Here is a 26,626-nt window from a genome sequence, read left to right as displayed (position 1 = left end):
GCTAGAAACCCACGTTCTTGAAGGCGACGGCGAACAGCGCGTCCACGATGATCACCATGGTGATGGCGCTCACCACCGAGGCCGTGGTGCCCTCGCCCAGGCTCTGGGTGTTGGGCTTGACGCGCAGCCCCCAGTGGCAGCCGATGAGCGCGATGAACACGCCGAACACCACCGACTTGGACATCGCCAGCCACAGGTTGGACACATTCACGGCGGCAGGCAGGGCCTGCGCGAAGTAGGCCGACGAGATGCCCATGGTCAGGTCCGCAGCCAGCATGCCGCCCGCCAGCGCCGCCAGCGTGGTCCACAGGGCCACCAGGGGCATGGCCAGCGCCAGCGCCAGCGCACGCGGCATCACCAGGCGAAAACCGTGCGGTATGCCCATGACGCGCATGGCGTCCAGCTCCTCGGTGACGCGCATCACGCCGATCTGCGCGGTGATGGCCGAGCCCGATCGCCCCGCCACGAGGATGGCGCCCAGCATGGGCCCCAACTCGCGGATCAGCGAGATGCCCAGGATGTTCACGATAAACGCTTCGGCGCCGAACTGCCGCAACTGCAGCGACATGAGATAGGCGAGCACCACGCCGATCAGGAAGCCCACCAGTGCCGTGATGGGCAGCGCCGTGGCGCCCATGCGGTACAGGTGGCCCGAGATGTCGCGCCAGGGCCCGCGCCGCGGGTTGCGCAGCAGGCGCAGTACGTCCAGCACCAGCTGGCCCACCAATATCACCAGATGGCGCACATGGTCCAGCGCGTGCAGCACCAGCACGCCCAGGCGGTCCACCTGGTCGCCCAGGCGCCAAGGCGCGGGGGGCTCGCAGGGGGTGGTGTACTGCGCCACGCGCTCCAGCATCTCACGCTGGTTCTCGGTCAGTTCCAGCTGCTCGGGCCAGGCGCGGCCCCAGTGGTTCCACAGGATCTGCGCGCCCACGTGGTCCAGACGCTGCACGCCTTGCAGGCTCCAGGCAACGCCGGGACCGCAGTCCTTGAGCTGCGCCGCCACCCGCCGCCAGGCCCGGCGGTCAGCAAAAGCCGCGGCCACCCACTCGCCCTGCGGCTGGGCAAGGGGCCTGGCAGCGTGGTCCTGCACGACCGATGGAGGGTGGGTGACGGGCATGGTGGTCGGGAAAGAGGCCGGGCGACCGGCTGGCGCCGGCGCCACTGGCGGCACCCGCAGTTTTGCATATTCCGGCGGCCGCGCCGCGCACGGGGCTGACGCGGCGCATCATTCCACAGATTGGCGCGTGGCAAAAGCGAGGCCCGCCGGCGCTTGAAAAAACATCAAAAACCGGCCGTGACGCACCCGCAGCGCGCGCTGCCACTATCAAAAAACGTAGCGCAGCGGGGTTTCCCTCTCGACACCCGAATGCCGAATCGCACAATCGATTGCTGCACTGCGGCAGCCCCGGCGCTGGCGCGTTGCGCTCCTTCCCTGACGTGCGATCGGCATCCATGAGCGACACCACTTTCGACTACATCATCATCGGCGGCGGCACCGCCGGCGCCCTGCTGGCCAACCGGCTCAGCGCAGACCCCAAGAACCGTGTGCTGCTCGTGGAGGCCGGCCGCAGGGACGACTACCACTGGATCCACATTCCCGTGGGCTACCTGTATTGCATCGGCAACCCGCGCACCGACTGGCTCTATCACACCGAGGCCGACACCGGCCTGAACGGCCGCAGCCTGCGCTACCCGCGCGGCAAGGTACTGGGCGGCTGCAGCAGCATCAACGGCATGATCTACATGCGCGGCCAGGCGCGCGACTACGACCAGTGGGCGCAGATCACGGGCGACGACGCCTGGCGCTGGGACAGTGTGCTGCCGGCCTTTCGCCGCCACGAGGACCACTGGCGCCTGGACCAGCCCGAGGGCGTGAACGAGAACTTCAAGCGCCTGCACGGCAGCAAGTCCACGGGCAGCTCGGGCGAGTGGCGCGTGGAAAAGCAACGCCTGCGCTGGGACATCCTCGACGCCTTCGCCCAGGCCGCGCAGCAGGCCGGCATTCCCGCCACCGACGACTTCAACCGCGGCACCAACGAGGGCGTGGGCTATTTCGAGGTCAACCAGAAGAACGGCTGGCGCTGGAACACGGCCAAGGCCTTCCTGCGCCCCACCTGCTACGGGCGGCCCAATTTCGAGATGTGGACCTCGGCCCAGGTGACGCGCCTGATACTGGACCGTCAGCCGGACGGCAGCCTGCGCTGCACCGGCGTGCAGGTGTGGACCGGCGAGGAAATGGTCACGGCCCACGCGCAGCAGGAGGTGATCCTGAGCGCCGGCGCGGTGAACTCGCCACAGATTCTGCAGCTGTCGGGCATCGGCCCCGGCGCGTTGCTGCAGCGGCACGGTATCGACATACAGGCCGACCTGCCCGGCGTGGGCGCCAACCTGCAGGACCACCTGCAGATCCGCGCCGTGTACAAGGTGCAGGGCGTGCCCACACTGAACATGCTGGCGGGCAACCTGCTGGGCAAGGCCAGGATCGGACTGGAATACGCCTTCAAGCGCAGCGGTCCGATGAGCATGGCACCGTCGCAACTGGGCGCCTTCACACGCAGCCAGCCGGACCTGCCGCACCCCAACCTTGAGTACCACGTGCAGCCCCTGTCGCTGGAGGCCTTCGGCGAGCCGCTGCACCGTTTCCCGGCCTTCACGGCCAGCGTGTGCAACCTGAACCCCACCAGCCGCGGAACCATCCAGATCAAGAGCCCGGACTTCCGCACCGCGCCCGCCATCGCTCCCAACTACCTGTCCACGCCCGAGGACCGCCAGGTGGCCGCCGACAGCCTGCGCGTCACGCGCCGCATCGTGGCCCAGCCCGCACTGGCTCCCTACCAGCCCGAGGAATACAAGCCCGGCCCGCAGTACCAGAGCGACGAAGACCTCGCCCGGCTGGCGGGCGATATCGCCACCACCATCTTCCACCCCGTGGGCACTACGCGCATGGGCCGGCTGGACGATCCGCAGGCCGTGCTGGATGCGCGCCTGCGCGTGCGCGACGGCCGCGGCGGCGTGGTGGCCGGCCTGCGCGTGGTGGACGCGGGCGCCATGCCCACCATCACCAGCGGCAATACCAATGCACCCACGCTGATGATGGCCGAGATGGCCGCCCAATGGATTCGCAGCGAGGCGCGTGCCCCAGTTTGAACCAGTGGCAGCAGGTGCGGGAAACCACCAATGCACCAACGGGGTGCGTTTTATTACAGTCCATGCACTCGAAGCGCGCCTCGGCACGCCAACCGAGGGGACCGAGGAGACAACAGCCCTAACACAAGAACATCAACCATCCAATCAGGCATCCGCAACGAGATGCCCCTTCACAAGGCACCCGCAACCCGGGTGCCTTTTTATTTGTCGAGACTTTCAGCAAAAGTGGCCCCAGCGCCCGCAGGTTGGGCGCAAGCAGCTACTGATTCCGTAGCGGTAGCGGTGCGACAATCGCGCCCATGGAATGGATCATCGTCTCGCTGGCCTCGCTGCTGGCCGGCTTCGTGGACGCAATCGTCGGCGGGGGCGGCCTGATCCTGCTGCCCGCCCTGTTCGCCACGTTTCCCACCGCGCCGCCGGCCACGCTGATGGGCACCAACAAGAGTGCCGCCATCTGGGGCACGGGCATCGCCACCTGGCAGTACAGCCGCCGCGTGCAGATGCGCTGGCGTGCCATGCTGCCGGCGGCGCTCGCGGGATTCGTCGGCGCGTTCGCCGGCGCCTGGGTGGTGACGCTGATCTCCGCCGATTTCCTGCGCAAGCTGCTGCCGCTGGTGCTGGTGGCGCTGCTGATTTACACCCTGGCGCGCAAGGACCTGGGGCGCCACCACGCGCCGCGCCTGGCTGCAGGGCGTGAAACCCTGGCGGCCTGCGCCATCGGCGTGACCATCGGTTTCTACGACGGCTTCTTCGGCCCCGGCACGGGCAGTTTCTTCGTGTTTCTCTTCGTGCGCGTGCTGGGCTACGATTTCCTGAACGCGTCGGTGTCCGCCAAGCTGCTGAACCTCGCCACCAACGTGGCCGCGCTGATCCTGTTCACGGCCAAGGGCCATGTCTGGTGGCACTTCGCGCTGCCGCTAGCCGTGGCCAACGTGGTGGGCAGCCTGCTCGGCGCCCACCTGGCGCTGAAGCACGGCGCGGGCTTCGTGCGCGGCATCTTCATCCTGGTGGTGGGCATGCTGATCCTGAAGACCGGCTACGACGCGTTCCTGCGCTGACCCGATCCACCCGCATTCACTGGCAAGGAGAGACCCGATGACGACCCTGACCCTGATCGGCGCCCCCACCGACGTGGGCGCCAGCGTGCTGGGCGCCAGCATGGGCCCCGACGCGCTGCGCATCGCGGGCATCGCGCGGGCCATGCAGGCACGCGGCTTCGACGTGCGCGACCAGGGCAACCTGGCCGGCCCCGGCAACCCGCAGGCCGAGCCCGCCAGCGGCTTTCGCCACCTGGCCGAGGTCGCGGCCTGGAACCGGGCGGTGTACGAGGCCACGCACGCCGCGCTGCAGGCGGGCCAGTTGCCGCTGCTCATGGGCGGCGACCACTGCCTGGCCATCGGCTCCATCAGCGCCGTGGCGCAGCACTGCCGCGCGCGCGGGCGGCGGCTGAAGGTGCTGTGGTTCGACGCGCACGCGGACGCCAACACCCCCGAGTCCTCCCCCAGCGGCAACCTGCACGGCATGCCTGTGGCGTGCCTGCTGGGCCACGGCCCGGCGCAGCTCACGCGCCTGGCCGGCCCCGATGCGCCGCCGGCGCTGCAGTCCGGCCAGATCACGCTGATCGGCGTGCGCAGCGTGGACGCCACCGAGAAGCGCTTCGTCAACGAGCACGGCATCGAGGTGTACGACATGCGCACCATCGACGAGCTGGGCATGCGCGCGGTGATGCAGGCCGCGCTGGCCGACGTGGACCAGGACACGCACCTGCACGTGAGCTTCGACATGGATTGCCTGGACCCATCGGTGGCCCCGGGCGTGGGCACCGGCGTGCGCGGCGGCCCGACCTACCGCGAGACCCAGCTGTGCATGGAGATGCTGGCCGACTGCGGCGCGCTCGGCTCGGCGGACCTGGTGGAGCTGAACCCCGCGCTGGACGTGCGCAACCAGACGGCCGAGCTGGCCGTGGACCTGCTGGAGAGCCTGTTCGGCAAGTCCACGCTGATGCGCCCGCAATGACCCTGGCCCCCGGGTTTGCGTCAATGCGGCGCACCAGGGGCCGCTCTCTATAATGTGACCGCCTCGTGACGCCGCCCTTACCCGGGCTTCTTGCGCAGGCGTTGGTTTCCGGCTTGTGATCCGCAATGCCGGATTTTTTGTACCTGAAGCAAGCAGGAACTCCCTATGAAGATGTTCAAGACCCTGGCCACTGCTGTGGCGCTGTGCGCCGCCGTTGTCGTGCAGGCGCGTCCCCTGGAAGAAATCCAGAAGAGCGGCACCATCATCCTCGGCTCCGAGGGGCAGTACGCGCCGTTCAACTTCTTCAAGGGCAAGCAGCTCACGGGCTACGAGATCGAAGTGGCCGAGGCCGTGGTCAAGAAGATGGGCCTGAAGTACGAGTGGAAGACCGTCGGCTTCGACGCGCTGCTGACCGGCCTGGCCCAGGACCGGTGGGACCTGGTGATCGCCTCGCACGCCATCACCGACGAGCGCTCCAAGGCCGTGACCTTCACGCTGCCGCACTACTGCTCGGGCGGCATCATCGTGTCGATGAAGCCCGAGGTGGCCAAGGCCGCCGACCTGAATGGCAAGGTGGTGGCCGTGCAGACCGGCACCACCTATCTGGACGCCGTGAAGAAGGTGCCCGGCGTGAAGGACGTGAAGAACTTCCCCACCGACGAAGCCGCGCGCAACGCCCTGGCGTCCAAGCGCGTGGACGCCTGGGTGACCGACCGCTTCGTGGCCAAGGAAATGCTGGCCAAGGCGCCCAAGGCGGGCTTCCGCACGGGCGACATGCTGTTCGTGGAGCAGGTGGCCTCCGCCGTCTCCAAGGGCAACCAGGGCCTGGCCGACGCCTGGAACAAGGCGCTGAAGGAAGCGATCGCCGACGGCACTGTGGGCAAGATCTCCCAGAAGTACTTCCAAGAAGACGTCACCTGCAAGTAACCGACTGCGCCGGGCCTGCGGGTCCGGCCCGCTTTGCCCATGCTTCTCGCTCTCTGGCCCGCACACTGGAGCCGCACCCAGCGCAGCAATGCAACGCTGGTGGCGGCTTTGGTGTTGATGGCGCTGGTCCTCGCCCTGCTCGGCCAGTTCCTCTCCTTCTTTCCTGAGCCCATCGGCTCCAACGCGGAGCTCTTCTCCGAAGGCGCGCTCACCACGCTGTACCTGACGCTGGTCAGCGGCACCGTGGGCCTGCTGCTGGGCACGGCCGCGGCGCTGGCGCGCACCTCGCGCCTGGCCTGGCTGCGCTGGGTGGCCAGCTTCTACATCTGGGCCATCCGCGGCACGCCGCTGCTGGTGCAGATCCTGTTCGTGTACTTCGCGCTGCCCGTGCTGGTGCCGGGCCTGAACCTGCCCGACTTCGCCGCCGCCGTGGTGGCGCTGGGCCTGAACGTGGGCGCCTACAACGCCGAGGCGATCCGCGCCGGCCTGCTGGCCGTGCCGCGCGGTCAGACGGAGGCGGCGCGTGCATTGGGCCTGTCGCGCACGCACGTGTTCTTTGACGTCGTGTTCCCCCAGGCCTTCAAGATCGCGCTGCCGCCGCTGGTGAGCAACTTCGTAGCGCTGCTCAAGGACTCGTCGCTCGCCTACGCCATCGGCGTGGTGGAGCTGACCAACGTGGGCAACCGCATCCAGTCCGCCACCTTCCAGCCCGTGGCCACGCTGACCACGGTGGCCATCACCTACCTGATCCTGACCACGCTGGTGACGCAGGTCACGCATGCCATCGAGTACCGCTTTGACGTCGAAGGGCGTGTGAAATGAGCCACGCCGCTTCCGCCAATCCCTACATCGTGTGCAAGGACGTGCGCAAGGCCTTCGGCAGCCACGAGGTGCTCAAGGGCGTGTCCACCGTGTTCCGCACGGGCGAGGTCACCGTGATCATCGGCGCCTCGGGCTCGGGCAAGTCCACGCTGCTGCGCGCCATCAACCGCCTGGAGCCGCACGACAGCGGCAGCATCACCATCGACGGCGTGGAGGTCACCGACGACCCGCGCACGCTGCAGCTGCAGCGCAGCGAGGTGGGCATGGTGTTCCAGCAGTTCAACCTGTTCGGCCACATGACGGTGCTGGACAACGTGACGCTGGCGCCGCGCCGCATCCGCCACACGTCGCGCCGCGAGGCCAACGACAAGGCCATGGCCCTGCTCAAGCGCGTGGGCATGCAGGACCATGCGCACAAGTACCCCTGGCAGTTGTCGGGCGGCCAGCAGCAGCGCGTGGCGATTGCGCGCGCGCTGGCCATGGCACCGAAGGTGATGCTGTTCGACGAGCCCACCAGCGCCCTCGATCCCGAGATGGTGCAGGAGGTGCTGGACGTGATGCGCGAGCTGGCGCGCGGCGGCATGACGATGATCGTGGTCACGCACGAGATGGGCTTCGCGCGCGAGGTGGCCGACCGCGTGATGTTCTTCGACCAGGGCTGCATTGCCCACGATGCGCCGCCGGCCGAGTTCTTCTCCAACCCGGCCAACGACCGCATCCGCTCCTTCATCGGGCGCATGAGCCACTGACCCGCCGGGCGGCACGGTGCGGCCGCTTATAAAACCATAGCTGCCAGCGCTTGATGTACTTGGGTTTCGATATGAAAACATATCGAAATCCTTTTGAGACTAGCGCCACCAGCTCTCATTTTTGAAGAAGCCATGCGTTCCGAACGCCAGGGCCTGCTGGCCCTCCTGCTGGTGGTCGCCGTCTGGGGCACCACCTTTCCCGCGATGAAGATGATGTCCGCGCACCTGGATGCGCTGCAGATCATCTGGGCCCGCTTCGCGATTGCGCTGCTGGTCCTGGCGCCGCTGTGGCGCGGTCTGCGGCGCACGGAACTGCGCTGGGGTCTGCTGCTGGGCGCCCTGCTGTTCCTCGCGTTCTGGCTGCAAATCGAGGGGCTGGCGCGCACCAGCAGCAACCGCAATGCGTTCGTCACCGGGCTGAACGTGCTGGTGGTGCCGCTGTTGGCCATGGCCGTGCTGGGCCGGCGCTATGGCGCCGCGCTGTGGGCGGCCTGCGCCATGGCGTTGGCCGGCATGGTGCTGATGTTCCACGAGAACGAGCCGTGGAACCTGGGCGACACGCTGACGCTCGCCAGCACGCTGTTCTATGCCATCTACATCCTTACGCTGGAGGAATGCGCGCGCCGCACGGCGGCCCGGCCGCTGCGCGCCACACGCATGGCGGCGGTGCAGGCGCTGGTGATGTTCGCCGCGGCCAGCGTGCTGCTGCTCGCGCGCCATGGCGAGGTCGCCACGACGCTGCAGGCCCTGGCGGACCTGCCGGCGCACGCGCTGACGGCGCTGGCCTACCTGGGCGTGGTGGCCAGCGTGCTGGTGGTGACGCTGCAGGCCTGGGGCCAGCAGCGCGTGGATGCCATGCGCAGCGCCATCGTCTTCGGGCTGGAGCCGGTGTTTGCCGCCGCCACGGCCTGGCTGCTGATTGGCGAGCGCCTGGGCGCGGCCGGCCTGGCGGGCGCGGCGCTGATTGTCTGTGCACTGGTGGTGAGCCAGTTGCCGCCGCCGCGCGCACTGGCGCGTCCTTCCGCGCCCTGATCGGGCGCAAGAGCCCTCAGGGCATCGCGAGCGGCACGTCCGCCACGTTGCGCGGCGTGCCCATGGGAGCACCGGCCTGCCCCTTGGAGACGGCCGCCAGGTCTTGCTCGCTCGGGTACTGGCCCAGCAGCCAGTAGTCGAACACGCGGCGCACGATGGGCGCCGCCGCCGCCGCGCCAAAGCCCGCGTTCTCCACGATCACGGCCACGGCGATGCGGGGCTCCTCCACGGGTGCGAACGCGGCAAAAAGGGAGTGGTCGCGCTGGTGCTCCTCCAGCAGCTTGGCGTTGTACCGCACGTTCTGCCCCAGGCTCACCGCCTGCGCCGTACCGGTTTTGCCCGCCGAGGTGTAGGGCGCGCCCGCGAACACACGCCGCCCCGTGCCCGCCTGGTTCACGGCCATCAGCGCGTTGTTCACGATCGCCACATGCTTGGGGTTGTAGCCCAGGCGCTCGCCGGGGGGCTGCTGCACCTCGGTCACCTGCCCGCCCACCTGGTCTTTCACGGCCTTGATCAGGTGCGGACGGTGGCGGGTGCCGCCGTTGGCCAGCGTGGCCTCGGCCACGGCCAGCTGCAGCATGGTGAAGTTGTTGTAGCCCTGGCCGATGCCCAGCGACACTGTCTCGCCCGAGTACCAGCGCTTGGCCTCCGGGCGCTTGTAGGTGTTGCGCTTCCACTCGGTGCTGGGCAGCACGCCGCGCACTTCGCCCCCGAGGTCGATGCCGGTGATCTGCCCGAAGCCCAGCGGCTTCATGAAGTCGTGGATGGCGTCCACACCCATCTCCACGGCCAGCGAATAGAAATAGGTGTTGCTCGAATACTGGATGGCGCGGTGCATGTCCACGCCGCCCAGGCCGCCTTCATGGCTGCGGAAGGTGCGCCCGCCATAGTTGTAATAGCCCGGGTCGTTGAACACCTGCCCCGCCGTGCGCTTGCCCAGCTCCAGCGCGGCCAGCGCCATGAAGGGCTTGTAGGTGGAGCCGGGAGGGTAGGTGCCGCGCAGCGCGCGGTTGAGCAGCGGCTTGTTGATGGACTCGTTGAGCGCCTGCCAGTTTTCCTGGTCGATGCCCTCGACGAACAGGTTGGGGTCGAACGTGGGTTTGGACACCAGCGCCAGCACCTCGCCGTTGCGCGGGTCCAGCGCTACCAGAGCGCCGCGGCGCTCGCCGAACATGTCCTCGATCAGCTTTTGCAGCTTGATGTCCAGCGACAGCATCACCGTGTTGCCCGGCGTCGCCGGATGGCTGTTCAGGCGCCGCACGGCATGCCCGCCGGCCGAGGTCTCCATGCGCTCGAACCCCGTCTGGCCGTGGAGCGTGGATTCGAAGCTCTGCTCCACCCCCAGCTTGCCGATGTAGTCCGTGCCGCGGTAGTTGGCCGCATCGTCCGAGTCCTCGATGCGCTCCTTTTCGCGCTGGTTGATGCGGCCGATGTAGCCGATGGCGTGGCTCGCCACCTCGCCCAGCGGGTAGTTGCGAAACAGCCGCGCCTTGATGTCCACGCCGGGGAAGCGGTAGCGCTGCGCCGCAAAGCGCGCCACCTCTTCGTCCGACAGCCGTGTGCGAATGGGCAGGGAGTCGAAGCTGCGCGACTCCTCGCGCAGACGCTTGAAGCGGCGCCGGTCGCGCGGCTGGATGTCCACGACCTCGGCCAGCGCGTCGATCGTCGCCTCCAGGTCCATGGTCCGCGAGGGCGTGATCTCCAGCGTGTATGCCGAGTAGTTGGTGGCCAGCACCACGCCGTTGCGGTCCAGGATGAGGCCGCGGTTGGGCACGATGGGCACGACCGCCGTGCGGTTGCTCTCGGCCTGGTCCGCGAGGTCCTCGTGACGCACCACCTGCAGCACCACCAGGCGCGCAACGATCAGCAGGAATGCCAGCAGCACCACCACGCCCACGACGAACACGCGCAGGCGAAAGTGCCAGACATCGGCCTCGGCATTGCGCAGTTCGGTCATCCGCGGCGGCCCTTCACCCCTGCGCGCTCACAGCGGCCGGTTTTCATCGCGGTCGGGCGGGCGGCGCTGGGGCGCCAGCAGCACCCAGCTGGCCAGCGGCCAGAGGGTGGCCTCCAGCAGCGGTGCCACCAGGCCTTCGAAACCCGGCAGGATGCCCCCGCCGATGGCTACGCGCAGCAGCAGTTCAAGCGCATGGGCCGCAAAGAACAACGGCAGCAGTTGCAACGCCTGCAGCAGCGGGCCGAACCACAGCAGCCGGCGGTGCGTGTATTGCGCGCCGAACATCAGCAGGCAGTACACCAGCGCATGCTGGCCCAGCAGGGCAGACTGGTACACATCCAGGCACAGCCCCATGAGGAAAGCCACCCCCAGCCCCACGCGCTGCGGCTGGTGCATGCCCCAAAACACGAGCAGCACCATGACCCAGTCGGGCGTCCAGACCACGCGGCCCAGTGGCAGCATGTTCAGCGCCAGCGCGGCCACCAGGCTGGCAGCGATGAAGACCGGGTTCACGGGCAGCAGCAGCTGCTGGCCCTTGGGCATGATCATTTGCGGCCCCCGCGCTTGGGCGCCGCCGGCGCAGGTTCGGGGCGCGGTGGCAGGTCGGCCACCACCGGCTTGAGCACCATCACATGGCGCGCTCCGTACATCTGCGCCACGGGAGCGCAGTAGATGCGCGCAAAGGCGGAGTCGGCACGCCGCTCCACGCGCAGCACGCGCGCAACCGGCAGGCCCGCGGGGTACAGGCCGTCCACGCCGCTGGTGGTGAGCAGGTCGCCTTCCTGCACATCCGCATTGCCCGGCGTGAAGCGCAGCTCCATGCCTCCGCCATGCCCGGCCACCGGGTCGCCGTAGGCCACGCTGCGTGCACCGGTGCGCAGGTTGAGCACAGGAATGGCCTGGTCGCGGTCGATGAGCAGTGTGACTTCGCTGAGCATGGGGAACACGCGTGTGACCTGCCCCAGCACCCCCGAGGCATCCATCACCGGCGAGCCCGGCTCCACGCCTGCCAGCTGCCCACGGTCCACCATCACACGCCGCGTATAGGGGTCTGCCGTGTCATAAATCACTTGCGCGGCCGTGGCCTCGGTGGTCAGGCGCTCGCGCAGTGCCAGCAACTGGCGCAGCTCGGCGTTCTCGCGCAGCAGCTGCTCGGCCTCGCCGGCGCGCACCGACATTTGCGCCATGGTGCGCTGCGCGTCGTCCATGCCCTGCTGTGCGGCCTGCAGCGACTGGAAATATCCAGCCCCCTTGTCCGCGAACTCCACCGGCTGCAGCATCAGCCACTGCAGCGGGTACAGCGCCGTGGACACGGCCTTGCGCAGCGGCTCTGTCAGGTGAAAGCGTGCGTCCGCCACCATCAAAAACAGCGCCAGGGCGCTGTAGAGGGTGAGGCGGGAGAGCGGCGATGGCCCCTGCTTGAACAGCGTCGGCGCCGAACGGTCCAGGGTTCCCAGTGGCATGCGGACAGCTCGTCAGGCGCGGTTCGGACTCAGTCGCTGGTGAAGATGCTGCCCTGGCGGTCCATGCGCTCCAGCGCGATGCCGCAGCCGCGCACCACGCAGGTCAGGGGCTCCTCGGCCACCAATACGGGCAGGCCGGTTTCCTCGGCCAGCAAACGGTCCAGGTCGCGCAGCAGCGCGCCGCCGCCGGTGAGCATCATGCCGCGCTCGGCAATGTCGGCGCCCAGCTCCGGCGGGGTCTGCTCCAGCGCGTTCTTGACGGCGGAGACGATCTGGTTGAGCGGCTCGGTCAGGGCCTCCAGCACCTCGTTGGACGAGATGGTGAAGCTGCGCGGCACGCCCTCGGAGAGGTTGCGGCCCTTGACCTCCATCTCCTTGACCTCGGAGCCAGGGAAGGCAGAGCCGATGTTCTTCTTGATGGCCTCGGCCGTCGGCTCGCCGATCAGCATGCCGTAGTTGCGGCGGATGTAATTGATGATGGATTCGTCGAACTTGTCGCCACCCACGCGCACGCTGCCCTTGTAGACCATGCCGCCCAGCGAAATCACGCCGACCTCGGTGGTGCCGCCGCCGATGTCCACCACCATGGAGCCAGAGGCCTCGGACACCGGCAGGCCCGCGCCGATACCGGCGGCCATGGGCTCTTCGATCAGGTACACGGCGGTGGCGCCGGCCGCTTCGGCCGCGTCCTTGATGGCGCGGCGCTCCACCTGGGTGGAGCCGCAGGGCACGCAGATGATGATGCGCGGGCTGGGCGTGAGCACCGAGCGGGGATGCACCATCTTGATGAACTGCTTGATCATCTGCTCGGTGATCACGAAATCGGCAATCACGCCGTCCTTCATCGGGCGGATGGCCTCGATGTTGCCAGGCACTTTGCCCAGCATGGCCTTGGCCTCGTGGCCCACGGCCTGGATCACTTTCTTGCCGTGCGGGCCGCCCTCGTGGCGGATGGCGACGACGGAGGGCTCGTCGAGCACGATGCCCTTGTCGCGGGCGAAGATCAGGGTGTTGGCTGTGCCAAGGTCAATGGCCAGGTCGGTGGAGAAGTACCGACGGAAAGCTCCGAACATGCAGGGGTCCTCTCAGGCACGGCATGCACGTCGGCCTGCCGTCGCCGGATATTACGGGGTGTTTGTTGGCTTTTTTCGCACTATGACCGGCAATATGGAGGTCTAGCGGCAAAGCCGGGATAATAACGCATCCCCTGTGAATAACTCCCCCTGGCGGAGCCCGGAAAGCCGCTTTACATCTGGTTTCCGCCCGTCCCTCTTCCCTATGGCACTGACACCCCAGGATATCGGCCGCATCGCCAATCTGGCCCGGCTCGAACTGAGCCCCGGCGAAAGTGAGCGCATGCTCACGCAACTCAACGGTTTTTTCGGCATCGTCGAGAAGATGCAGGCTGTGGATACCCATGGCATCGCCCCCCTGTCGCACCCGGTGGCGGTGGTGCGGGATGTGCAGCTGCGCCTGCGCGAGGACGTGGCCAGCGAGCCCGACCAGCGCGAGGCCAACCAGCGCAGCGCGCCGGCCGTCGAGCGCGGCCTGTTCCTGGTGCCCAAGGTCATCGAGTGAGGACGACAGCATGAGCAACACCCCCTCCTCCGAACTCCACGACCTGGGCATCGCACAGCTGACCAGCGCACTGCGCAGCAAACAGGTCTCGGCCGTCGAGGCTGCGCAGCATTTCCTGGCCCGCGCACGCCAGCACCTGAACCTGGGCGCCTACGTCGCCATGAACGAGGACGCCACCCTGGCGCAGGCCCGCGCGCAGGACGCGGCCCTCGCCGCCGGCACGGCTGCCCCGCTGGCCGGCGTGCCGATCGCGCACAAGGACATCTTCGTCACCCGCGACTTCCCCAGCACCGCCGGCTCGAAGATGCTGGCTGGTTACCAGTCGCCGTTCGACGCCACCGTGGTCACTCGCCTGGCCGATGCCGGCTGCGTGACCCTGGGCAAGCTCAACTGCGACGAGTTCGCCATGGGCTCGGCCAACGAAAACTCCGCCGTGGCGCCCGTGGGCTACGACGCCCCCGCACCGGTGCGCAACCCCTGGGACACCAGCCGCATCCCCGGCGGCTCCTCGGGCGGCAGCGCCGTGGCCGTGTCCGCGCGCCTAGCGCCGGCCGTCACCGGCACGGACACCGGCGGTTCCATCCGCCAGCCGGCATCGTTTTGCGGCGTCACCGGCATCAAGCCCACCTACGGCCGCGCCAGCCGCTACGGCATGATCGCCTTCGCCTCCAGCCTGGACCAGGCCGGCCCGATGGCCCGCTCGGCCGAGGACTGCGCGCTGCTGCTGTCGGCCATGTGCGGCCCCGACCCCGACCGCGACTCCACCAGCCTGGACGTGCCGGCCGAGGATTTCAGCGCCAAGCTGAATGACTCCATCGACGGCCTGCGCATCGGTATCCCGGCCGAGTTCTTCGGCGACGGCCTGGCGGGCGACGTGCGCGCCGCTGTCGATGCGGCACTCAAGGAGTACGAGAAGCTGGGCGCAAAGCTGGTGCCCATCAGCCTGCCGCGCACGGAGCTGTCGATCCCCGTGTACTACATCATTGCGCCGGCCGAGGCGTCGTCCAACCTCTCGCGCTTTGACGGCGTGAAGTTCGGCCACCGCGCCAAGGACTACGCCGACCTCGTGGACATGTACAAGAAGACCCGCGCCGAAGGCTTCGGCGACGAGGTCAAGCGCCGCATCATGATCGGCACCTACGTGCTCTCGCACGGCTACTACGATGCCTACTACCTGCAGGCGCAGAAGATCCGCCGCATGATCGCGGACGACTTCCAGAACGCCTTCAAGGATTGCGACCTGATCGCCGGCCCCGTGGCGCCCAGCGTGGCCTGGAAGCTCGGCGAGCACGGCAACGACCCGCTGGCCGACTACCTGGCCGACATCTTCACCCTGCCCGCATCGCTGGCCGGCCTGCCCGGCATGAGCGTGCCCGCCGGCTTTGGCGCGGGCGGCATGCCCGTGGGCCTGCAGCTCATCGGCAACTACTTCCAGGAGGGCCGCCTGCTGAACGCCGCGCACCGCCTGCAGCAGGCGACCGACTTCCACCTCCGTGCGCCGGAGGGCATCTGACCATGACCGCGAAACTCATCCAGGGCTACGAAGTCGTCATCGGCTTTGAGACCCACACCCAGCTCGCCACCCGCAGCAAGATCTTCAGCCGCGCCAGCACCGCCTTTGGCGCCGAGCCCAACACCCAGGCCTGCGCCGTGGACCTGGCGCTGCCCGGCACCCTGCCGGTGATGAACCGCGAGGCCGTCGCCTGCGCTATTAAATTGGGACTGGCCCTTGGCTCCCACATTGCGCCAGAGAGCATTTTTGCGCGCAAAAATTACTTCTACCCGGATCTGCCCAAGGGCTACCAGATCAGCCAGTTCGAGATCCCGGTGGTGCAAGGCGGCGAAGTCTCCTTCTATCTGGGCGATGAGAAGAAGACCGTGCGCCTGGTGCGCGCCCACCTGGAGGAAGACGCGGGCAAGTCGCTGCACGAGGACTCCTCATTGGGTGGAGGGGGCCAGTCGGGCATCGACCTGAACCGCGCCGGCACGCCGCTGCTGGAGATCGTGACCGAGCCCGACATCCGCAGCAGCGAAGAAGCCGTGGCCTACGCCAAGGAACTGCACAAGATCGTGACCTGGATCGGCATCTGCGACGGCAACATGCAGGAAGGCAGCTTCCGCTGCGACGCCAACGTCTCGGTGCGCAAGCCCGGCCAGCCCCTGGGCACGCGCCGTGAAATCAAGAACCTCAACAGCTTCAAGAGCATGCAGCAGGCGATCGACTACGAGATCCGCTGGCAGATCGAGGAGATCGAGGATGGCCGCGCGATCCAGCAGGCCACCGTGCTGTTCGACCCCGACACGGGCGAGACGCGCGCCATGCGCACCAAGGAAGACGCGGCCGACTACCGCTACTTTCCCGACCCCGATCTGCCGCCGCTGCGCATCGCCGCGCCCTGGATCGACGACATCAAGGCCCAGATGCCCGAGCTGCCGCGCGCGATGGCCGCGCGTTTCGTGCAGCAGTACGGCCTGCCCGAGTACGACGCCACCACGCTCACGCAGAGCCAGGCCATGGCGGCCTATTTCGAGGACGCCGCCAAGGGCTGCGGCCAGCCCAAGCTCGCCTCCAACTGGGTGATGGGCGAGATCTCGCGCCGCCTGAATGCCGAGGAGATCGGTGTGGAGCAGGCCAAGGTGGACAGCGCCCAACTGGCGGCGCTCATCGGCCGCATCAACGACGGCACCATCAGCAACAACGCTGCTCGCCAGGTATTCGAAGCCTTGTGGAGCGGCGAAGGCCATGACGTGGACGCCGTGATCGAGGCCAAGGGCCTCAAGCAGATGAACGATACGGGCGCACTGGAGAAGATCATCGACGAGGTGATTGCCGCCAACGCCGCCAACGTGGAACAGTACAAGGCTGGCAAGGACAAGGCCTTCAACGCCCTCGTAGGCCAGGTGATGAAGGCCAGCAAGGGCAAGGCGAACCCCCAGCAGGTCAACGACTTGCTGAAGGCCAAACTGGTCTAAAACGCTGGCCAGTCAGGCGCTGGCAGCTATAAAAAAGAAGGCTCCCGTTGGAGCCTTTTTTGTGTGCCGTCTCAGCGCGAGGCGCCGGGCGATACGAGCGTGGACTGCGGCGGCACCAGTTGCGACGCCGCCGCGCGCTGGGCCGCCCATAACTGGCGCAGTTGGGCCAGTTCGGCGTCGAAGCGCTGGTGGATGCGGCGCTTTTCCTGGTCCTGCGCGGTCAAGAAGCGCTGCTGCTCGGCCACGGCCTCATCGTTCTCGGCGATCTGGCGCTGCAGCTTCATCGGCGCCTTGAGCGGGTCGCGGCGGTAGAACTCCATCTCGCCGTCAATGCGCTTGCGCTCGACCTGCAATTCCTGGATGCGCTTGCGCGCCACCGCCATGACCTCGTCCACCTGCACGAGGGCGGCCTCGCGCTCAACCTGGTGGGCCGCCTCGTCGGGGTAGCGCGCCATCAGCACGCGCTCGCGGCGGCGCTCTTCGGCAATGCGCGCGCGCTCCTGCGCCTCCTTGCGGCGCTGCACTTCCAACGCGGCACGCTCGTGTTCGGTCAGCGTGGGGCCGATGCGGCGCCGCTCGGCACCGGTGTGGTCCAGGATGCGCTGCTCACGGTCCACGCAGTCGGCGATGGGGCGGTCGGCGGTGATGCGCCTGCCGGTTTTGTCGATACAGGTGTACACCTCTTGCGGCGGCTTCGGCTGCGCCCAGGCGACCGGGGACAACAGGCCCAGCGCTGCGGCGGTTGCTCCTGCCATGAACCAGCCCGCGTGTCGTGTGCCTGCTTTCAAAACCCCTGCCCTCCTGGCTGCTGCCGTTGTTTTCAGTCGTTCACGCCGTAGCGCTGGCGATAGGCCAGCACCCGCTCGTGGTGCTCGCGCATCTGCGTATCGCCGCCACCCGCCGATAGGTATTGCAATAAGTCTGCCAGCTTGGCGATAGCGCAAACCTGCATGCCCAGTTCACGGCGCACGTACTGCACGGCGCTGTGGTCCACGTCCTGCCCGTTCTCGGTGGCCTTCTCCTGGCGGTCGAGGGCGATCGCAATGGCGTGCGGCGTGGCACCCGCGGCGCGGATCAGCGCGATGGACTCGCGCGCGGCGGTGCCGGCGCTCATCACGTCGTCGATGATGAGCACCTTGCCCTGGAGCGGCGCGCCCACCAGCGTGCCGCCCTCGCCGTGGTCCTTGGCCTCTTTGCGGTTGTAGGCAAAGGGCACGTTCTTGCCCAGGCGCGCCAGCTCCACGGCCACCGTGGCGGCCAGCGGAATGCCTTTGTAGGCGGGGCCGAAGACCATGTCGAACTCCACGCCGCTGGCCAGCAGGGCTTGTGCATAGAATTGCGCCAGCCGCCCGAGCTTGGCGCCGTCGTCGAACAGACCGGCGTTGAAGAAATACGGGCTCATGCGGCCTGCCTTGGTCTTGAATTCACCAAAGCGCAGCACCCCCGAATCCACAGCAAACCGCACGAAATCCTGCGCCAGGCGGGCTTGGCTCGCCCCTTGTTCCACCGTCTGCGCGCTGTCTGTCACCATGGATGCATCCTTGTTCAAATTAACCAGTCTCAACCTCAACGGCATCCGCTCGGCCACGTCCAAAGGGGTCGAGGCATGGATTGCCCAAAGCCGGCCGGATTGTATTTGCGTACAGGAAATCAAGGCCCAGTCTGCGGACATGCAGGGGCGTTTCGAGGAACTGGCCGGCCTGAAGGGCTACTTCCATTTTGCGGTGAAGAAGGGCTACTCCGGCGTGGGCATCTATGCGCGCCACGAGCCCAGCGACGTGGTCATCGGCTACGGCTCCAGCGAGTTCGACACCGAGGGGCGCTATGTGGAACTGCGCTTTGACACGCCCGCGCGGCGCCTGTCCATCATCAGCGCCTACTTCCCCAGCGGGTCCTCGGGGGAGGAGCGCCAGTTGGCCAAGTTCCGCTTCCTGGAGGAATTCCATCCGCACCTCATGCGGCTGAAGGCCGAGCGGGAATTCATCCTGTGCGGCGACATCAACATTGCCCACCAGCAGATCGACCTGAAGAACTGGCGCAGCAACCAGAAGAACAGCGGCTTTTTGCCCGAGGAGCGTGCTTGGATGACAAAGTTGTTGCACATCTCTGACCCGACGGGCGGGCTGGTGGACGTTTACCGTCAGTTACAACCGGAGGCCACGGACGCTTGCTACACGTGGTGGAGCAACCGCGGCCAAGCCTATGCCAACAACGTGGGGTGGCGCCTGGACTACCACCTGGCGACGCCCGCCATCGCGGCGCTTGCGCGTACCGAGGAAATCTACAAGGCGCAAAAGTTCAGCGACCACGCGCCCATCACCGTGGGGTACGAGTTGTCGCTCTGAATTCAGGAGCTGCTCGCGCTTGGTGTTCGGCGTTTTCCGCGCACTTTCGCATGGTAACGCTTACGTATCCAGCGCGAACAGCTTCTATTTTCATAGCAGCTTGCTTACTTGCGCCCGGCCATGTAACGCTGCGCCGCCTCCCAGCCCAGTTCGGCCAGCGGTCCGGCCTTGGCGCCTGTCTCCACCGCATCGGCGGCCGCGGCATTGCCGTCCTGCGCACGCTGGGCGATTCCGTGCAGGATCGCCGCCATGCGGAACAGGTTGTAGGCCAGGTAGAAATCCCAGTGCTCCGCCGCCTGGCGCCCGGTGGCCTGCTCGTACCAGCCCACGTACTCGCTTTCCGGGGGGATGCCCAGCGCCGCGAGATCGAGCCCGCCAATGCCGCGCCACAGGCTGGGCGGGATGCGCCAGGCCATGCACTGGTAGGCCAGGTCGGCCAGCGGGTGGCCCAGCGTGGACAGTTCCCAGTCCAGCACGCCGATCACGCGCGGCTCATTGGGGTGGAACACCAGGTTGTCCAGGCGGTAGTCGCCATGCACCAGCGTGGTTTCGTCGTCCTGCGGCAGGTGCTGGGGCAACCAGTCCATAAGCCGCTCCATCGCCGGCGTGACGGGCACCGTGGCCTCGCGGCACTGGCGCGACCAGCGCGCGACCTGGCGGCCCACGTAGTTGCCAGGTTTGCCGTAGTCGGCCAGGCCCACGGCGGCGTAGTCCACGGCGTGCAGCGCGGCGATCACGCGGTTCATCTCGCGGTAGATGGCGGTGCGCTCGGCCGGTTCCACGCCGGGCAGCGACTGGTCCATGAACACTCGGCCCTGCAGAAACTCCATCACGTAGAACGGCGTGCCCAGCAGCGCCGCATCGTCGCAATAGGCCAGCATGCGCGGCACGGGCACGGCCGTGTCCTGCAGCGCGCGCATCACGCGGTACTCGCGGTCGATGGCGTGGGCCGATGCGATCAGCGCCCCCGGGGGCTTCTTGCGCAGCACGTAATTGCGGCCTTCCGCCGTGGTGATGCGAAAGGTGGGGTTGGACTGCCCGCCCGCCAGTACCGTGGCCGCGAGCGGCCCCGTGCCCGCCAGGCCCTGCGCGCGCAGGTAGTCGCCCAGCGCGTCCAGCGGCAAAGAAGTGGATGCCCCGCTCATAGCGAACTCACCAGGTGCGCGCCGTCGACCGCCACCGTGGCGCCCGACATGGCGGCGCCGGCGTCGGACGCCAGCAACAGCAGCGGCCCGTCCAGGTCCGTCAGCTCGCCAAAGCGCCGGCTGGGGATGCGGCTGCGCAGCTTGTCGCCCGCCTCGCTGGTGAGGAAGTCGCGGTTCAGGTCGGTCACCACGTAGCCGGGCAGCAGCGCGTTCACGCGGATGCGGTGGCGCGCCAGCTCCAGCGCCATGGCCTTGGTGGCCTGGACCACGCCGGCCTTGGAGATTGCATACGGCGCCACGCCGCCCGCCACGCGCTCGCCCAGGATGGAAGCCACATTGACGATCGCGCCGCCCTTGTCCGCGGCCACCATGCGGCGCGCCGCCTCGGTGGCGACAAGCCAGCAGCCCTTGAGGTTGGTGTCCAGCACCTGGTCGAAGTCTTCTTCGCTCTGCTCCAGCAGCGGGCGCGTCACCGTGACGCCCGCGTTGTTGATGACCACATCGGGCACGCCCCAGGCGCCCACGGCGTCCAGGCACGCGCGCACGCTGGCGGCGTCCGTCACGTCCAGCGTGAACGCCCGCGCCTCGCCGCCCGCGGCGGCGATGTCATCCACCACGCCCTGCAGCTTGTCGGCCCGGCGCGCGGCGACGGCTATGCGAGCGCCCACCGAAGCCAGCAGCCGCGCGAAATGCTGGCCCAGGCCACTCGATGCGCCGGTGACCAGCACCACGCGGCCGTCCAGGCGAAAGGGCGTCAATGCATCGCTCATGCCACCTCCTTGGCTGCGGCGGCGTTCTCGGCCATGTGCACCAGCTTGCGCGCCATGCTCCAGCGGTGCACCTCGCTCGGGCCGTCGTAGATGCGAAAGGCCCGCATGTCGGTGAAGATGCGCATCACCGGCGTCTCGCCCGTCACGCCCTGCCCGCCCAGGATCTGCACGCTGCGGTCCACCACCCGCCACTCGGCCTCGGAACACACCACCTTGGCGCGGCTCGATTCGAAGTTGCACTTCTCGCCCTGATCCAGCAGCCACGCCGTGTGCCAGATGTGCAGCCGCGCGGTGTGCAGGTCCATGTCGTTGTCGGCCAGCATGTAGCCCACGCCTTCATGCTCGGCCAGCGGCTTGCCGAAGGCCTGGCGTTTGCGCGCGTATTCCAGCGCCGTATCGTGCGCGCGGCGCGCCTGGCCCAGCCAGCGCATGCAGTGCGTCAGGCGCGCCGGCGCCAGGCGCACCTGCGCGTAGCGAAAGCCCTTGCCGATTTCGCCCAGCACATCGCTGGCCGGCACGCGCAGGTTGTCAAAGCGCAGCACGCCGTGGCCGCCGGTGAAACAACTGTCCATGGCGTCCATGTTGCGCTCCAGCACGATGCCGGGCCGGCCCATGTCGGTCAGGAACATGGTGGCTGATCCGTCCTCCATGCGCGCCATGACGATGGCGTAGTGCGCGCCTTCTGCGCCGGTGATGAACCACTTGCGGCCGTTGATCACGTAATCGTCGCCATCCCGCACGGCCGTGGTGTCCAGCATGGACGGGTCCGCCCCCGCGCCGGGCGCGGGCTCGGTCATGGCGAAGCACGAGCGCCAGTCGCCGGCCACCTGGCCGCGCAGCCAGCGCTCCTTCTGCGCGGGCGTGGCCACCTCTTCCATCAGGTGGATGTTGCCCTCGTCCGGCGCGTGAATGTTGAGTGCCGTGGGGCCCAGCCAGGAGTAGCCGGCCTCCTCGAACACCACGGCCTTTTCCACATGCGTGAGGCCCATACCGCCCATGGCGCGGGAAGCATGGGGCGTGAGCAGCCCTGCCGCCTTGCCGCGCGCCACCAGCTCGTCACGCAACGCCTCGCTCGGGCCGTGGTGGGACTGGCGCTCGTCGTTTTCCAGGGGGATCACCTGTTCGGCGATGAATTGCCGCACCTTGTCGCGCAATGCGCGCAGTTCAGGGGAGAGAGAAAAGTCCATGCGGGCCTCGTAGAAGGTCAACCAGAACACCTGGCATATTGCGGATGATATTGTTGAACAATTTTGAAAACAATACCCCTGCCGTTGTGCTAACGTTTGCGCGCAATCTCCTCGCCCGCTCATGACCTCCATCGCCCCGCCCTTACCCGATTCGCCCGATACCGGGGCCGACGCCCCGCAGAGCGCCGCCGACGCGGTGTTCCACGGCATCGTGCAGGGGCTGGCGCAGCAGCGCTTCGTGCCCGGCCAGCGGCTGGTGGAGGTGGACCTGGCCGCGCAGTTCGGCGTGAGCCGCAACTCGGTGCGCGAGGCGCTCCAGCGCCTGGCGGCCCAGGGACTGGTGGACCTGTTTCGCAACAAGGGGGCGGCCATACGCACCCTCTCGCCCCAGGAAACGCTGGAGGTGCTCGACGTCGCCGAGCGCATGACCGGCCTGCTCGCGCGCAGCGCGGCGCGCGGCATCGCCCACGGTGCACCCACAGCGCCCATCCAGGCAGCCCTGGCGCAGCTGCATGAGGCCGACCGCAGCCAGGACGCCGACGCCTTCGCCAGCGCGCGCCGCGGCATGTACCGCGCGCTGCTGGCCGCCAGCGGCAGCCGCGAACTGCGCCGCCTGCTGCCCTCCATCCACATGCCGATCGTGTACGCACAGCACCGCCCCGCCACGCTGCAGCAGGTGCGCATGCGCGACTACCAGGCGATGTGCGACGCCGTCCTGGCGGGCGACGCCGCCGCGGCCGACGCAGCCGGCATGCAGCACGTGCGCAACGTGCGCGAGGCCATTGCGCGCCGCCTGGGCGCGGTGGGACTGGCCGCCGACTGAAGCGGCCACCTCCCGCTCCCACCATCAAGCGGGCCGGTAGCAGGCAGCGGCAGCCCGCGCCCCAACAGAGATGCGCGCCACGCGCGGGACTTGTTCATCGGTGCTTTAACAGGCCGTTGAAAAATCCCCCTCCGACGCCCGCGTTCGCCGCTACGATCTGAAGCCATAGGTGAACGACCCAGACGAGGACGATGAGAGGCAACCAAGACTTCCAGGGGGCGATGTTCAGCTACATCAGCCTTGAAGAGCGCGTGCCGCAGGCACACCCGCTGCGCAAGTTGCGCGCGGTGGTTGATGCGCTGCTGGCAACCATGAACCGCGAATTCGAAGCGGTGTACGCCCGCCGTGGCCGCCCATCGGTGCCACCGGAGATGCTGCTCAAGGCCTTGCTGCTGCAGATCCTGTTCTCCATCCGCAGCGAGCGCCAGTTGGTCGAAGCGATCAACTACAACCTGCTGTACCGCTGGTTCGTAGGCCTGAACATCGAAGACAAGGTCTGGGACCACTCCACTTTCAGCGCCAACCGCGAACGTCTGTTCAACGAAGACCTCGCCCGCACCTTCTTCGAGCGCGTCAAGCTCAGTGCCCAGTGGGGCAAGCTCGCCAGCGACGAGCACTTCAGCGTGGACGGCACGCTCATTGACGCCTGGGCCTCGCACAAGAGCTTCAAGCGCAAAGATGACGACAGCGGCACGCCGCCTGGGCGCAACCCCGAGGTGGACTTCAAGGGGCAGGAGCGCTGCAACGACACCCACAAGAGCACCACGGACGCCGATGCCCGGCTGTTCAAGAAGAGCCGGGGCGACAAATCCCGCCTGTGCCACATGGGACACATCCTCATGGAGAACCGCAACGGGCTGATCGTGGATGTCGAGATCACCCATGCCAGCGGCACGGCCGAGCGCGAGGCGGCACTGGCCATGTTGGAGCGTCGGGGCAACAGGAACAAACGGGCCACGGTCGGTGCCGACAAGGGCTACGACAGCAAGGCCTTCATCAAAGGCTGTCGCAAGCTCAAAGTCACGCCCCACGTGGCGGCCAAGGACAAACACTCGGCGGTGGATGCGCGAGTGACACGGCACGAGGGCTACAAGACCAGCCTGAAGGTGCGCAAGCGCATCGAAGAGGCCTTTGGCTGGATCAAGACCGTCGGTGGTCTGGCAAAGACCAAGCTGATCGGTCAGGCCAAGCTCACGGGCCAGGCGCTGCTGTGCTTTGCCACCTACAACCTTGTGCGAATGGGCAGCATCGGCGGCTGGTGGAACGCGCATCATGCGTGAGCCCAGGGATACGTGCGCCCGAAATGGGCGGGAGGGCCTGCAAACCGGCCAGATTGGCCGTTGCAATCGCTGCGCAGACGCGTCTGGGCAGCTCATGTCTTCGAACTCAGCGTCCCTGATGCGTTCGAAAAGCACTTTTTCAACGGCCTGTTAAGCACCGCGCGCCGTCCCAACCACAAGCAAGTGTGCCCCGCTTTGTGCGGGGCACTTTTTGTTGACCCCAGCGGCATGCCGCGACAATGGACGGATGCTTCACTACCGCACCCTCCCCGTCACCGCGTTCCAGCAAAACAGCTCCATCGTCTGGTGCGATGAAACGATGGACGCCGCGGTCATCGACCCCGGAGGCGACCTGGATGCCCTGGTGGCAGAAGTGCAGCGCCTGGGCCTGCAACTGAAGGCCATCTGGCTCACGCACGCGCACATCGACCACGCCGGTGGTACGGGCGAGCTGGCCGAGCGGCTGTCCCTGCCCATCATCGGACCGCATACGGGCGACCAGTACTGGATCGACGCGTTGCCGCAGCAAAGCGCCATGTTCGGCTTTCCGCCCGCGCGGCAGTTCGCGCCCACGCGCTGGCTGCACGACGGCGACACGGTCACCATCGGCCATGAGACCTTGAACGTGCGCCATTGCCCGGGCCACACGCCGGGCCACGTGGTGTTCCACGCGCCGCAGATCGGCCGCGCCTTCGTGGGCGACGTGCTGTTCGCCGGCAGCATCGGCCGCACGGACTTCCCGCAGGGCAACCACCAGCAGCTCATAGCCAGCATCACCCAGCGCCTGTGGCCCATGGGCGACCAGACGGTGTTCATCCCTGGGCACGGGCCGGAGAGCACCTTCGGGCGCGAGCGCCGCAGCAATCCTTATGTGGGCAATACGTGATTTTGCTATTTATTTTGTAGCTTATAGCGCTTTTCCCATAAGCGTTACAAGCACTCTTGACTCATAGCTAGCCTGCGCCTTGGTGTCGAGCGGCCCGCCGGACCTACCGACGCTCGCCGGCGGCGTGGGCACCAGCGGCGCCCTGCCCGTGCAGCGCGACACGGCCCTGATGGCCGCCGCCACGGTGGGCGTGTGCATCGGCTGCGTGGCCGGCCTGTCGCTGACCCTGGCCGCGGCCAAGTGGCTGCCGGGGCGCGTGCAGGACATGGCCGCCTGGCACGTGGGCATTTATTACGCGGTGTTTTTCGCCAGCGTGGTCTGGGCCTTCTTTCGTGGCGCGGCGCGCGCGGCCGCGCCGCTGCTGTGGCTGGCAGTGGCCTGCACGCTGGCCATCCCCGCCTCCAGCCTGCTGGGCTGGTTGGCACCAGGCGCCGGTGCCTGGGCGGATGGCGCGCTGCTGGGCGTGGACCTCACTGCGCTCGCGGGGGCACTGGCGCTGGCGTGGATGGCGCGCGCCACGGCGCGGCGCGTGCGCAGCGGGCCACGGGACAGCGTCTGGTCCGCGCCCAGGCGCAGGAAAGAATCCGAATCAAAAAAGCTCCAGCGCTTATTCCATAAGCGCTAACAGCTATATTTTTAATAGCATTAACCGCGCCGCGATGCCTGGTACAGCCCCTGCACCTTGGGCACGTTCTGCTCCAGCTCGCGGATGCGGTCGGGCCCCGACGGGTGGGTGGACAGGAACGCGATGCCGCCGTTGCCCGTGGCCTCGCCCATCTTGCGCCACAGGCTCACGGCGGCCTGGGGGTTGTAGCCCGCGCGGGCGGCCAGCTCCAGGCCGACCAGGTCCGCGTCGGTCTCGTCGGAGCGGCTGAACTTGAGCGTGAGCAGCTGCGTCCCCAGGTTGGCGGCTGCATTGCCCAGATCGCCCAGGCCCAGCAGCTGCGCGCCCAGCGACAGGCCGATGCTGGTGGCCTGGCTCTTGGCCACGCGCGAGCGCGCATGCTCGCGCAGCGCGTGGGCCATCTCATGGCCCATGACCATGGCGATCTCGTCGTCGGTCAGCTTGAGCTGGTCCAGGATGCCCGTGTAGAACGCGATCTTGCCGCCGGGCATGCAGAAGGCGTTGATCTGCTTGCTGCCGATCAGGTTGACCTCCCAGCGCCACTGCGCGGCGCGGCTGTTCCACTGCGCGGCGTACGGAATGATCTGCCGCGCGATCGCGCGCAGCTTGAGCAACTGGGGGTGGTTGTCCGGCGCCAGTGCGCGCTTGGCCTTGGCCTGCGCCAGTAGCTGGCTGTACTGCTGGACAGCGGAGTCCTCCAGCGTCTCGGCCGGCACCAGCCGGCGCATGCCCGAGGCCGACCCCACCTCCACCTGCGCCGCGGCCGGCAGCACGAGCGTACCAGCCGCCGCCAGCACGAAGGCGCGGCGCGCCTGCCAGGTGCCGCCCCGCGCGGCGCAGCAACGGCAGCCCGCATCCACGGGCAACGGGGGCACAGAGACGGTGGGGCTGTTCATGG

The 26,626-nt window shown here is 67.8% G+C and carries 26 protein-coding genes; 15 read left to right on the top strand and 11 right to left on the bottom strand.

All coding sequences use genetic code 11. The features are described 5' to 3' along the window. Position 1: 1 nt before the first annotated feature. A complete protein-coding gene (locus DTPSY_RS01205; protein WP_012655341.1) occupies positions 2 to 1,120 on the bottom strand; it encodes an MlaE family ABC transporter permease in 1,119 nt (372 codons plus the stop codon). Between the two features lie 335 nt (positions 1,121 to 1,455). On the opposite strand from DTPSY_RS01205, the gene DTPSY_RS01200 reads away from it, so the two are divergent. The 7 genes from DTPSY_RS01200 (at position 1,456) to DTPSY_RS01170 (ending at position 8,696) form a co-directional block, all read left to right on the top strand. Then, a complete protein-coding gene (locus DTPSY_RS01200; protein WP_012655340.1) occupies positions 1,456 to 3,150 on the top strand; it encodes a GMC family oxidoreductase in 1,695 nt (564 codons plus the stop codon). A gap of 299 nt (positions 3,151 to 3,449) precedes the next feature. Further along, the gene (locus DTPSY_RS01195; RefSeq protein WP_012655339.1) at positions 3,450 to 4,208 is read left to right on the top strand and encodes a sulfite exporter TauE/SafE family protein; all 759 of its coding nucleotides are present in this window, start codon (positions 3,450 to 3,452) and stop codon (positions 4,206 to 4,208) included. Positions 4,209 to 4,245: 37 nt separating this feature from the next. Continuing rightward, complete coding sequence (gene rocF, locus DTPSY_RS01190; protein WP_012655338.1) at positions 4,246 to 5,166, top strand: arginase; 921 nt, start codon at positions 4,246 to 4,248, stop codon at positions 5,164 to 5,166. 165 nt (positions 5,167 to 5,331) lie between these two features. After that, on the top strand, positions 5,332 to 6,093 hold the full coding sequence (locus DTPSY_RS01185; RefSeq protein WP_012655337.1) for an ABC transporter substrate-binding protein: 762 nt from the start codon (positions 5,332 to 5,334) through the stop codon (positions 6,091 to 6,093). A 39-nt stretch (positions 6,094 to 6,132) separates the two neighbouring features. Continuing rightward, on the top strand, positions 6,133 to 6,915 hold the full coding sequence (locus DTPSY_RS01180) for an amino acid ABC transporter permease (protein ID WP_011803711.1): 783 nt from the start codon (positions 6,133 to 6,135) through the stop codon (positions 6,913 to 6,915). Continuing rightward, positions 6,912 to 7,664 (top strand): amino acid ABC transporter ATP-binding protein, encoded by a 753-nt coding sequence (locus tag DTPSY_RS01175; protein ID WP_011803710.1) that lies wholly within the window; start codon positions 6,912 to 6,914, stop codon positions 7,662 to 7,664. Before DTPSY_RS01180 ends, DTPSY_RS01175 begins: the two co-directional genes overlap by 4 nt. A gap of 132 nt (positions 7,665 to 7,796) precedes the next feature. Next, positions 7,797 to 8,696, top strand: coding sequence for a DMT family transporter (locus DTPSY_RS01170; RefSeq protein ID WP_012655336.1), 900 nt, complete (start codon positions 7,797 to 7,799; stop codon positions 8,694 to 8,696). Between the two features lie 16 nt (positions 8,697 to 8,712). Here DTPSY_RS01170 and mrdA read toward each other — a convergent pair whose 3' ends face one another. The 4 genes from mrdA to DTPSY_RS01150 are packed head-to-tail and all read right to left on the bottom strand — an operon-like array spanning position 8,713 to position 13,189. Continuing rightward, positions 8,713 to 10,653: a penicillin-binding protein 2 gene (gene mrdA / locus DTPSY_RS01165; RefSeq protein WP_012655335.1), complete on the bottom strand. Its 1,941-nt coding sequence runs from the start codon at positions 10,651 to 10,653 to the stop codon at positions 8,713 to 8,715. A 27-nt stretch (positions 10,654 to 10,680) separates the two neighbouring features. Beyond that, entirely contained in the window at positions 10,681 to 11,202 is a 522-nt protein-coding gene (gene mreD, locus DTPSY_RS01160) for a rod shape-determining protein MreD (RefSeq protein WP_012655334.1), read from the bottom strand. Next, entirely contained in the window at positions 11,199 to 12,116 is a 918-nt protein-coding gene (gene mreC / locus DTPSY_RS01155) for a rod shape-determining protein MreC (protein ID WP_012655333.1), read from the bottom strand. The genes mreD and mreC overlap by 4 nt, the downstream gene beginning before the upstream one ends. A 29-nt stretch (positions 12,117 to 12,145) precedes the next feature. After that, entirely contained in the window at positions 12,146 to 13,189 is a 1,044-nt protein-coding gene (locus tag DTPSY_RS01150; RefSeq protein ID WP_012655332.1) for a rod shape-determining protein, read from the bottom strand. A 205-nt stretch (positions 13,190 to 13,394) separates the two neighbouring features. Here DTPSY_RS01150 and gatC point away from each other — a divergent pair, with 205 nt between their 5' ends. From gatC to gatB, 3 genes are read left to right on the top strand one after another with little or no spacing between them, the layout of a single operon-like run. After that, entirely contained in the window at positions 13,395 to 13,694 is a 300-nt protein-coding gene (gatC, locus tag DTPSY_RS01145) for an Asp-tRNA(Asn)/Glu-tRNA(Gln) amidotransferase subunit GatC (RefSeq protein WP_012655331.1), read from the top strand. Positions 13,695 to 13,704: 10 nt separating this feature from the next. Further along, positions 13,705 to 15,207, top strand: coding sequence for an Asp-tRNA(Asn)/Glu-tRNA(Gln) amidotransferase subunit GatA (gene gatA, locus DTPSY_RS01140; protein ID WP_012655330.1), 1,503 nt, complete (start codon positions 13,705 to 13,707; stop codon positions 15,205 to 15,207). A 2-nt stretch (positions 15,208 to 15,209) separates the two neighbouring features. Then, positions 15,210 to 16,667: an Asp-tRNA(Asn)/Glu-tRNA(Gln) amidotransferase subunit GatB gene (gatB, locus tag DTPSY_RS01135; RefSeq protein WP_012655329.1), complete on the top strand. Its 1,458-nt coding sequence runs from the start codon at positions 15,210 to 15,212 to the stop codon at positions 16,665 to 16,667. A 71-nt stretch (positions 16,668 to 16,738) separates the two neighbouring features. On the opposite strand, the gene DTPSY_RS01130 is transcribed toward gatB, so the two are convergent. Together DTPSY_RS01130 and pyrE are read right to left on the bottom strand one after the other, a co-directional pair. After that, complete coding sequence (locus DTPSY_RS01130) at positions 16,739 to 17,422, bottom strand: hypothetical protein (protein WP_049756442.1); 684 nt, start codon at positions 17,420 to 17,422, stop codon at positions 16,739 to 16,741. A gap of 65 nt (positions 17,423 to 17,487) precedes the next feature. Beyond that, entirely contained in the window at positions 17,488 to 18,198 is a 711-nt protein-coding gene (gene pyrE / locus DTPSY_RS01125; RefSeq protein ID WP_012655328.1) for an orotate phosphoribosyltransferase, read from the bottom strand. Between the two features lie 10 nt (positions 18,199 to 18,208). On the opposite strand from pyrE, the gene DTPSY_RS01120 reads away from it, so the two are divergent. Next, entirely contained in the window at positions 18,209 to 19,012 is an 804-nt protein-coding gene (locus DTPSY_RS01120; RefSeq protein WP_012655327.1) for an exodeoxyribonuclease III, read from the top strand. A gap of 104 nt (positions 19,013 to 19,116) precedes the next feature. Here DTPSY_RS01120 and DTPSY_RS01115 read toward each other — a convergent pair whose 3' ends face one another. The 3 genes from DTPSY_RS01115 to DTPSY_RS01105 are packed head-to-tail and all read right to left on the bottom strand — an operon-like array spanning position 19,117 to position 22,114. Continuing rightward, the gene (locus DTPSY_RS01115) at positions 19,117 to 20,157 is read right to left on the bottom strand and encodes a phosphotransferase (RefSeq protein WP_012655326.1); all 1,041 of its coding nucleotides are present in this window, start codon (positions 20,155 to 20,157) and stop codon (positions 19,117 to 19,119) included. Next, complete coding sequence (locus DTPSY_RS01110; protein WP_012655325.1) at positions 20,154 to 20,927, bottom strand: SDR family NAD(P)-dependent oxidoreductase; 774 nt, start codon at positions 20,925 to 20,927, stop codon at positions 20,154 to 20,156. The genes DTPSY_RS01115 and DTPSY_RS01110 overlap by 4 nt, the downstream gene beginning before the upstream one ends. Further along, positions 20,924 to 22,114, bottom strand: a complete 1,191-nt coding sequence (locus DTPSY_RS01105; RefSeq protein WP_012655324.1) for an acyl-CoA dehydrogenase family protein — start codon at positions 22,112 to 22,114, stop codon at positions 20,924 to 20,926. The genes DTPSY_RS01110 and DTPSY_RS01105 overlap by 4 nt, the downstream gene beginning before the upstream one ends. 121 nt (positions 22,115 to 22,235) lie before the next feature. Between DTPSY_RS01105 and DTPSY_RS01100 the strand changes: the two genes are divergently transcribed. From DTPSY_RS01100 to DTPSY_RS01085, 4 genes are all read left to right on the top strand, one after another. Further along, positions 22,236 to 22,937, top strand: coding sequence for a GntR family transcriptional regulator (locus DTPSY_RS01100; RefSeq protein ID WP_012655323.1), 702 nt, complete (start codon positions 22,236 to 22,238; stop codon positions 22,935 to 22,937). 191 nt (positions 22,938 to 23,128) lie between these two features. Continuing rightward, on the top strand, positions 23,129 to 24,217 hold the full coding sequence (locus DTPSY_RS01095) for an IS5-like element ISDisp1 family transposase (protein ID WP_012655322.1): 1,089 nt from the start codon (positions 23,129 to 23,131) through the stop codon (positions 24,215 to 24,217). A gap of 247 nt (positions 24,218 to 24,464) precedes the next feature. After that, positions 24,465 to 25,103, top strand: coding sequence for an MBL fold metallo-hydrolase (locus tag DTPSY_RS01090; protein ID WP_012655321.1), 639 nt, complete (start codon positions 24,465 to 24,467; stop codon positions 25,101 to 25,103). Positions 25,104 to 25,185: 82 nt separating this feature from the next. Further along, complete coding sequence (locus tag DTPSY_RS01085) at positions 25,186 to 25,728, top strand: hypothetical protein (RefSeq protein WP_012655320.1); 543 nt, start codon at positions 25,186 to 25,188, stop codon at positions 25,726 to 25,728. Positions 25,729 to 25,748: 20 nt separating this feature from the next. Here the strand turns inward: DTPSY_RS01085 and DTPSY_RS01080 are convergent, their stop codons facing one another. Then, a complete protein-coding gene (locus tag DTPSY_RS01080; protein WP_094766861.1) occupies positions 25,749 to 26,624 on the bottom strand; it encodes a M48 family metallopeptidase in 876 nt (291 codons plus the stop codon). Positions 26,625 to 26,626 lie beyond the last annotated feature (2 nt).

Origin of the sequence: [Acidovorax] ebreus TPSY, assembly GCF_000022305.1 — a bacterium.
GTDB lineage: Bacteria > Pseudomonadota > Gammaproteobacteria > Burkholderiales > Burkholderiaceae_C > Diaphorobacter > Diaphorobacter nitroreducens.
Note: the sequence above shows the minus strand (reverse complement) of the source record. Positions and strands in the feature narration are given on the sequence as shown.

What these genes read in the sequence shown, in the direction of transcription:
- DTPSY_RS01205 (WP_012655341.1), bottom strand. Translation starts at nt 1,120, where the DNA reads ATGCCCGTCACCCACCCTCCATCGGTCGTGCAGGACCACGCTGCCAGG.
- DTPSY_RS01200 (WP_012655340.1), top strand. Translation starts at nt 1,456, where the DNA reads ATGAGCGACACCACTTTCGACTACATCATCATCGGCGGCGGCACCGCC.
- DTPSY_RS01195 (WP_012655339.1), top strand. Translation starts at nt 3,450, where the DNA reads ATGGAATGGATCATCGTCTCGCTGGCCTCGCTGCTGGCCGGCTTCGTG.
- rocF (WP_012655338.1), top strand. Translation starts at nt 4,246, where the DNA reads ATGACGACCCTGACCCTGATCGGCGCCCCCACCGACGTGGGCGCCAGC.
- DTPSY_RS01185 (WP_012655337.1), top strand. Translation starts at nt 5,332, where the DNA reads ATGAAGATGTTCAAGACCCTGGCCACTGCTGTGGCGCTGTGCGCCGCC.
- DTPSY_RS01180 (WP_011803711.1), top strand. Translation starts at nt 6,133, where the DNA reads ATGCTTCTCGCTCTCTGGCCCGCACACTGGAGCCGCACCCAGCGCAGC.
- DTPSY_RS01175 (WP_011803710.1), top strand. Translation starts at nt 6,912, where the DNA reads ATGAGCCACGCCGCTTCCGCCAATCCCTACATCGTGTGCAAGGACGTG.
- DTPSY_RS01170 (WP_012655336.1), top strand. Translation starts at nt 7,797, where the DNA reads ATGCGTTCCGAACGCCAGGGCCTGCTGGCCCTCCTGCTGGTGGTCGCC.
- mrdA (WP_012655335.1), bottom strand. Translation starts at nt 10,653, where the DNA reads ATGACCGAACTGCGCAATGCCGAGGCCGATGTCTGGCACTTTCGCCTG.
- mreD (WP_012655334.1), bottom strand. Translation starts at nt 11,202, where the DNA reads ATGATCATGCCCAAGGGCCAGCAGCTGCTGCTGCCCGTGAACCCGGTC.
- mreC (WP_012655333.1), bottom strand. Translation starts at nt 12,116, where the DNA reads ATGCCACTGGGAACCCTGGACCGTTCGGCGCCGACGCTGTTCAAGCAG.
- DTPSY_RS01150 (WP_012655332.1), bottom strand. Translation starts at nt 13,189, where the DNA reads ATGTTCGGAGCTTTCCGTCGGTACTTCTCCACCGACCTGGCCATTGAC.
- gatC (WP_012655331.1), top strand. Translation starts at nt 13,395, where the DNA reads ATGGCACTGACACCCCAGGATATCGGCCGCATCGCCAATCTGGCCCGG.
- gatA (WP_012655330.1), top strand. Translation starts at nt 13,705, where the DNA reads ATGAGCAACACCCCCTCCTCCGAACTCCACGACCTGGGCATCGCACAG.
- gatB (WP_012655329.1), top strand. Translation starts at nt 15,210, where the DNA reads ATGACCGCGAAACTCATCCAGGGCTACGAAGTCGTCATCGGCTTTGAG.
- DTPSY_RS01130 (WP_049756442.1), bottom strand. Translation starts at nt 17,422, where the DNA reads ATGGCAGGAGCAACCGCCGCAGCGCTGGGCCTGTTGTCCCCGGTCGCC.
- pyrE (WP_012655328.1), bottom strand. Translation starts at nt 18,198, where the DNA reads ATGGTGACAGACAGCGCGCAGACGGTGGAACAAGGGGCGAGCCAAGCC.
- DTPSY_RS01115 (WP_012655326.1), bottom strand. Translation starts at nt 20,157, where the DNA reads ATGAGCGGGGCATCCACTTCTTTGCCGCTGGACGCGCTGGGCGACTAC.
- DTPSY_RS01110 (WP_012655325.1), bottom strand. Translation starts at nt 20,927, where the DNA reads ATGAGCGATGCATTGACGCCCTTTCGCCTGGACGGCCGCGTGGTGCTG.
- DTPSY_RS01105 (WP_012655324.1), bottom strand. Translation starts at nt 22,114, where the DNA reads ATGGACTTTTCTCTCTCCCCTGAACTGCGCGCATTGCGCGACAAGGTG.
- DTPSY_RS01100 (WP_012655323.1), top strand. Translation starts at nt 22,236, where the DNA reads ATGACCTCCATCGCCCCGCCCTTACCCGATTCGCCCGATACCGGGGCC.
- DTPSY_RS01095 (WP_012655322.1), top strand. Translation starts at nt 23,129, where the DNA reads ATGAGAGGCAACCAAGACTTCCAGGGGGCGATGTTCAGCTACATCAGC.
- DTPSY_RS01090 (WP_012655321.1), top strand. Translation starts at nt 24,465, where the DNA reads ATGCTTCACTACCGCACCCTCCCCGTCACCGCGTTCCAGCAAAACAGC.
- DTPSY_RS01080 (WP_094766861.1), bottom strand. Translation starts at nt 26,624, where the DNA reads ATGAACAGCCCCACCGTCTCTGTGCCCCCGTTGCCCGTGGATGCGGGC.